The sequence below is a fragment of the Coprobacillus sp. genome, from assembly GCF_984815275.1.
In genome coordinates this window covers 1-5,057 of record NZ_CFJNYH010000078.1, presented here as the reverse complement: position 1 = coordinate 5,057, position 5,057 = coordinate 1, and the positions used below count along the sequence as shown (strand labels likewise).

At 29.2% G+C, this 5,057-nt stretch carries 6 protein-coding genes; 3 read left to right on the top strand and 3 right to left on the bottom strand.

Features of this window, described 5'->3' with window-relative positions; genetic code table 11:
• Nucleotides 1-99 precede the first annotated feature (99 nt).
• Both AC5M21_RS15775 and AC5M21_RS15770 read right to left on the bottom strand, forming a co-directional pair.
• Entirely contained in the window at nucleotides 100-942 is an 843-nt protein-coding gene (locus AC5M21_RS15775) for a MurR/RpiR family transcriptional regulator (protein ID WP_008787646.1), read from the bottom strand.
• A gap of 17 nt (nucleotides 943-959) precedes the next feature.
• Nucleotides 960-1,847 (bottom strand): MurR/RpiR family transcriptional regulator, encoded by an 888-nt coding sequence (locus AC5M21_RS15770; protein WP_008787647.1) that lies wholly within the window; start codon nucleotides 1,845-1,847, stop codon nucleotides 960-962.
• A 282-nt stretch (nucleotides 1,848-2,129) separates the two neighbouring features.
• Between AC5M21_RS15770 and AC5M21_RS15765 the strand changes: the two genes are divergently transcribed.
• Nucleotides 2,130-2,369 carry a SemiSWEET transporter gene (locus AC5M21_RS15765; RefSeq protein ID WP_008787648.1) on the top strand — a complete coding sequence of 80 codons (240 nt, stop codon included), beginning with the start codon at nucleotides 2,130-2,132 and terminating at the stop codon, nucleotides 2,367-2,369.
• A 35-nt stretch (nucleotides 2,370-2,404) separates the two neighbouring features.
• Here AC5M21_RS15765 and AC5M21_RS15760 read toward each other — a convergent pair whose 3' ends face one another.
• Nucleotides 2,405-3,739, bottom strand: coding sequence for an MATE family efflux transporter (locus AC5M21_RS15760; RefSeq protein ID WP_302280523.1), 1,335 nt, complete (start codon nucleotides 3,737-3,739; stop codon nucleotides 2,405-2,407).
• Between the two features lie 136 nt (nucleotides 3,740-3,875).
• Between AC5M21_RS15760 and AC5M21_RS15755 the strand changes: the two genes are divergently transcribed.
• On the top strand, nucleotides 3,876-4,496 hold the full coding sequence (locus AC5M21_RS15755; protein WP_008787650.1) for a TetR/AcrR family transcriptional regulator: 621 nt from the start codon (nucleotides 3,876-3,878) through the stop codon (nucleotides 4,494-4,496).
• Nucleotides 4,468-5,057 (top strand): SDR family NAD(P)-dependent oxidoreductase (locus tag AC5M21_RS15750; RefSeq protein WP_493531529.1); only part of this gene is annotated, 590 nt, incomplete at its 3' end. The genes AC5M21_RS15755 and AC5M21_RS15750, both read left to right, overlap by 29 nt.

Below are 5,057 nucleotides of genomic sequence, written 5' to 3'. Positions count from 1 at the left end.
GCTAAAAGAAAATATATATAGAAAAGAAAATCATGCCTCTTACTATATATATTCACTATTTTTTTCCATTTTTCTTCTTTTTCTTTAAAAAAATGAGAACTATTTTTTTATATAAAAATCAAGATTCTTTTTATGTTGATGATGATGCATGTAATCATATTTATAAATGAAAGAGTAAAGAACAGTTAAGATGAACTGGAATGAGATTTGTGAATAAAAAGTTCCTATCTTATAGTCGTTTTCCATATCAGGAATAACAATACATATATCACTATAATCCACTAATCGACTATTTTTGTTAGCTGTTATAGTTATCATGGGTATATTTTTTCTTTTTAAGATCTGAGCACAAGTTTTAAATTGATTATTGGTACCATTATAAGTCATAAAGAAAGCACAATCATGAGGGGTCATATTATAAGCCATTGCTATTTCTTCATAATTCTCTGTTGCTAAAATAGGATAGATATTAATCTTCATTAATTTATTAATAAAAGTCATAGCAGTGATACGAGAATCTCCAATTGCAAAAATAAATATGCGTTGACTATTGATGATTAATTGACTGATTCTTTCTAAGTGATTTATATTTAATTGTGCTTGTACAATATTTATTGTTTCTTTATACAAAGATGAAATATCATTAATAATCTCATAATAATTTTCGGATTGATAGAAAGGCGTACTAAAATCAACAGAATGATTAATGAATTTCTGTGATTCAAGTTCTATAGCGAGAGCCAACTTAAAATCTTTATAACCCTTATAACCAATTTTTTTGCAAATTCTTATGATTGCAGCATTTGATGAATGAGTGGCTAGAGCAAGTTGTTGAATACTCATTTTGGCAATAGAATGAATGTTTTCTAAGATATATGTATTAATACTTTGTTCTGTTGGTGTGAAGTTCTGATGGTTAATCAATTGTTGTATAATATTCATAATTATGAATCTCCTCTTTATTTATAGTGTTCTTCTTTAATAAGTTCAACAGTAGAATATCGATCAGATTCAATAACTTGTGAAGTTTTCATTCTTAAATCAAGATTGTACTGATAGTCTAATGCAAAAACACATGAATAAATGACATCAAGAAGATATTCGATAGCACTATCTGTAGAATAAGTTGCAATTTTAGAATAGAGTTTTTCTCGAGTACAGATTTTGAGTACACAATCAGATAATCGGGCAGTTGTATTATCTCCAATATTGGTAATTGCTATGATAGGAATTTGATTTTGTTTAAGGGCAAGGATACATCTGTTTAGAATATCCGTTTCACCAGAATAAGAAACAATAATTGCACATGTTGATGAAGCAGCAAGTGTAGCTTGGAAAAGAATTTCACTTTGTAAGGAACATATCTCAACATGTTTTTGAATCCTTGACATATTGTGCTTAAATTCTTGAGTAATTAATAAATTATTACTGACTGCAAAGAGATGAATAGAAGAGGCTTTACGAATAATTTGAATGGCTTTTTGCAAGTCATCATGTGTAATTAAAGAAAGGGTATCATCGATAGATTCTTTTTTGAGTATAGCAATCTTAGAAGCAATTGACATGATAGTATCATTTTCTAGAAAAGGAATATTAGCATCTACATGACAAAAATGTGTTTCTAGATATTTAAGTTCTTGTAAATATGCAGATTTTAATTCATTCCATCCTTGAAAGCCCATTTTATGAGCGATTCTTATGAGGGTGGATGGTGCTGTATATGTGGCTTCGCCTATTTCTTTCGTTGTCATATTTTGAATATCCATTTTTTGATTGAGAATAAAATCGATAACAACTCTTTCGCTGTTAGAAAAAGTACATTTTTCAAACCGATCTTGAATTAACATATGAAAACCTCCTTTTTCTTATTTTAACATTTGAATTTTGTAAATACCATTCTAAAAAAACAATATTTATTTCATGATATTTGTAAATATCTTTGCAAAGTGCTGACTGAAAATTGAAAAACACTATAAAATATTTATAATGTGGGGTGTAAGGAGGAAGAATTGAGGGAAAAATATGGTGGAGAAAGTTATATATAATGATTCAGTAAATTATACAACAGAAAATGTGATTATCTCTTAAGAAAAGTCATAAATAAGCAATAATGAAATGGAGGAAGAAAAATGATTGGAACAATTGCAGCAATTTTAACAACGCTATCTTTTTTACCACAAGCATATCAAGTGATAAAAACAAAGGATACTTCAGGGATATCCTTAGGAATGTATACAATGTTTGTATTAGGTGTTTTTTTATGGATTATTCATGGTTGGAATGTTCAAGATTATAATCTTATTGGTGCCAATGCTATTACATTTGTATTTGCTATTATTATTTTATCTTATAAAATAAAATATAAATAATCTAAAAAGCAACTCTATCTAGGGCTGCTTTTTGATTATGTTTTCGTATGTAACCAATTTTCTTTCTTTATACCATATACAATACCTGTTAAATCAGCAATGAACCAGCCAATTGGGATTGCCCACCAAATGGCTACTGAACCAAATGCTGGTGCAAATAAATACGCCAGTACAACACGAAGACCTAAGGAAATAACAGTTAAGATCACTGAAATACCTGGTTTTCCTATACCACGATAATAACCGTAGAGAAGAAATAGACAACCGATGCCTAAATAACACATACCTTCTATTTGTAAATATTGAACTCCCTGATGAATCATTTCAACTTCTTCTGGATGAATAAAGATGAGCATCAATTCTTTAGCAAAGACAACAACCCCAAAAGAAATCATTAAACAGAAAATTGTTGATATACAAATAGCTGACTTTAAACCTTTTTGAATTCTTTCTTCTTGATGAGCACCTTTGTTTTGTGCAATGAAGGTTGAAAATGCGTTTCCAAAATCCTGCACAGGCATATAAGCAAAAGAATCAATTTTAACTGCTGCTGCAAAAGCTGACATCGTGATAACACCAAAACTATTGACTAATCCTTGAATCATTAAGATACCAAAATTCATTACTGATTGTTGAATACAAGTCAGCAATGAATAATCTCTTATTTTTCTAAAAATATCTATATCAAAGTGATAATGCTGTTTCTGTGGTAGAAGCTCTTTTTGAGTCATAAAAACATAAATCATGATTCCAATGCCGCTCATTGCTTGAGCAATAATAGTTGCAAGTGCAGCTCCACCAACACCTAAATTTAAAGAAACAATAAAGAATATATCAAGGATAATATTCACAGTAGTAGCAATGGCTAAAAAGATTAAAGGGACTCTTGAGTTACCTAAAGCTCTTAAAACACAAGAAAAATAATTATAAAGAAAGGTGAAGAAAAAACCAAAAAAGATTATCCATAAGTAATCATATGTTTGCTGATAAATATCTGTAGGAATATTGAGAAAGGTTAAGATTGGATGAATACATAATAAACATAATATCTCAATAATCACAGCAAGCACTGCAATTCCTATAAAAGAAACAAAAAATGAAGTTTTCATTTTATCAACTTCTTTGGCTCCAAACAACATTGAAAATAAAATTCCACTCCCCATACATAAGCCTAAAATGATAGATGTTAAAAAAGTCATAATCGTAAATGATGATCCAACTGCTGCCAAAGCATGTGAACCAAGATATTGCCCAACAATAAAAGTATCGGCAATATTATAAAATTGTTGTAATAAATTTCCTAAAATCATTGGTAAAGAAAAAAATAATAATGACTTTGTAATATGTCCTTTTGTTAATTGATGATTCATATTGACACCTCATACAGTTATGATAGACGAAAAGGATAAAATGTCAATGATATTTAAGGAAAAAAGATGTTGATTAGTTTATAGAGAAGGAATATAATTTGAATGAATAAATATTCATTTAAAAAAGGAGGTAAATATGCCAAAATCACCAGAGAGATGTCAAGAAATACGTCAAGAGATGCGATCTAAAATTTTACATGAATCTATGCTTTATTTTGCAAAAAATGGATTCTCAGGAACAAAAATAAGTGATTTGTCTCAATATATTGGAATTGCTCAAGGAACAATATATGTTTATTTTCAGTCTAAGGAAGATTTGTTCCAAGAAATTTTTTCAATTGTTAATAATCATCAGGATATCAATGATATGAAATGTTTAACGTATCTGCCTATTTCAGCAAAACAAAAAATTCTTCAATTATCTCATAGTCTTATGCAAAGATTAGAACAAGATGAAAGTTATGCAGCCAAGATTACCTTAAATACACAGATGATGTTTGAAAAGAATGACTTTCGTTCAAGGGATACGACTTATCAATCAGAACTTTACAAATATGTTGCAAAAATCATAAAACAGGGTCAAAAGGAAAAAACTGTCGTTACAGGATCAGCAATGAAATTGGCTGATTATTACTGGGGGGTTATCTATCTTTACGCATTAAAAAAATTATTTACAACAAAATATGAAATGATTTCAGCTAATGATCTGGCACGTATTTTGTTAAAAGATGAAACAAAGAAAGGATCGGAAATTTGAATTGAAAAATCAGTGTATATATCAAAAAATTGCAATTGTAACAGGTGCTAGTGGGGGGATTGGAAAAGAGTTTGTTTGTGAATTGATGAAAGAAGATATTGATAAAATTTGGGTTGTTGGAAGAAATGCTGAAAGGTTGTCTCTCCTTCAAAAACAATATGGAGATAAGATTGTTTGTGTTTGTAAGGACTTAACTGATTCTCAAGATCTATTGTCAATAGAGGCTTTGTTGGTTGAACAGAATGTTATTATCTCTTATTTGATTAATAATGCAGGTATAGCTCAGATGAAACCTTCAAAAGATTTACAGCCTCAAGAAATAGAAAAAACAATTCTTTTGAACTGTTATGCTCCAGTTGTGTTAACGAATATTTGTCTTCCTTTTATGAAAAAAGGTAGCATTGTCATGAATATATCTTCAGCTTCAGCTTTTCAACCTGTGCCCTATATTAATTTATATGCAGCTACAAAATCTTTTGAAAAAAGTTATTCTCTAGCTTTAAATGAAGAATTGAAAAATTTAGGAATAAATGTAATAGCAGTATGTCCAAGTTGGGTAGA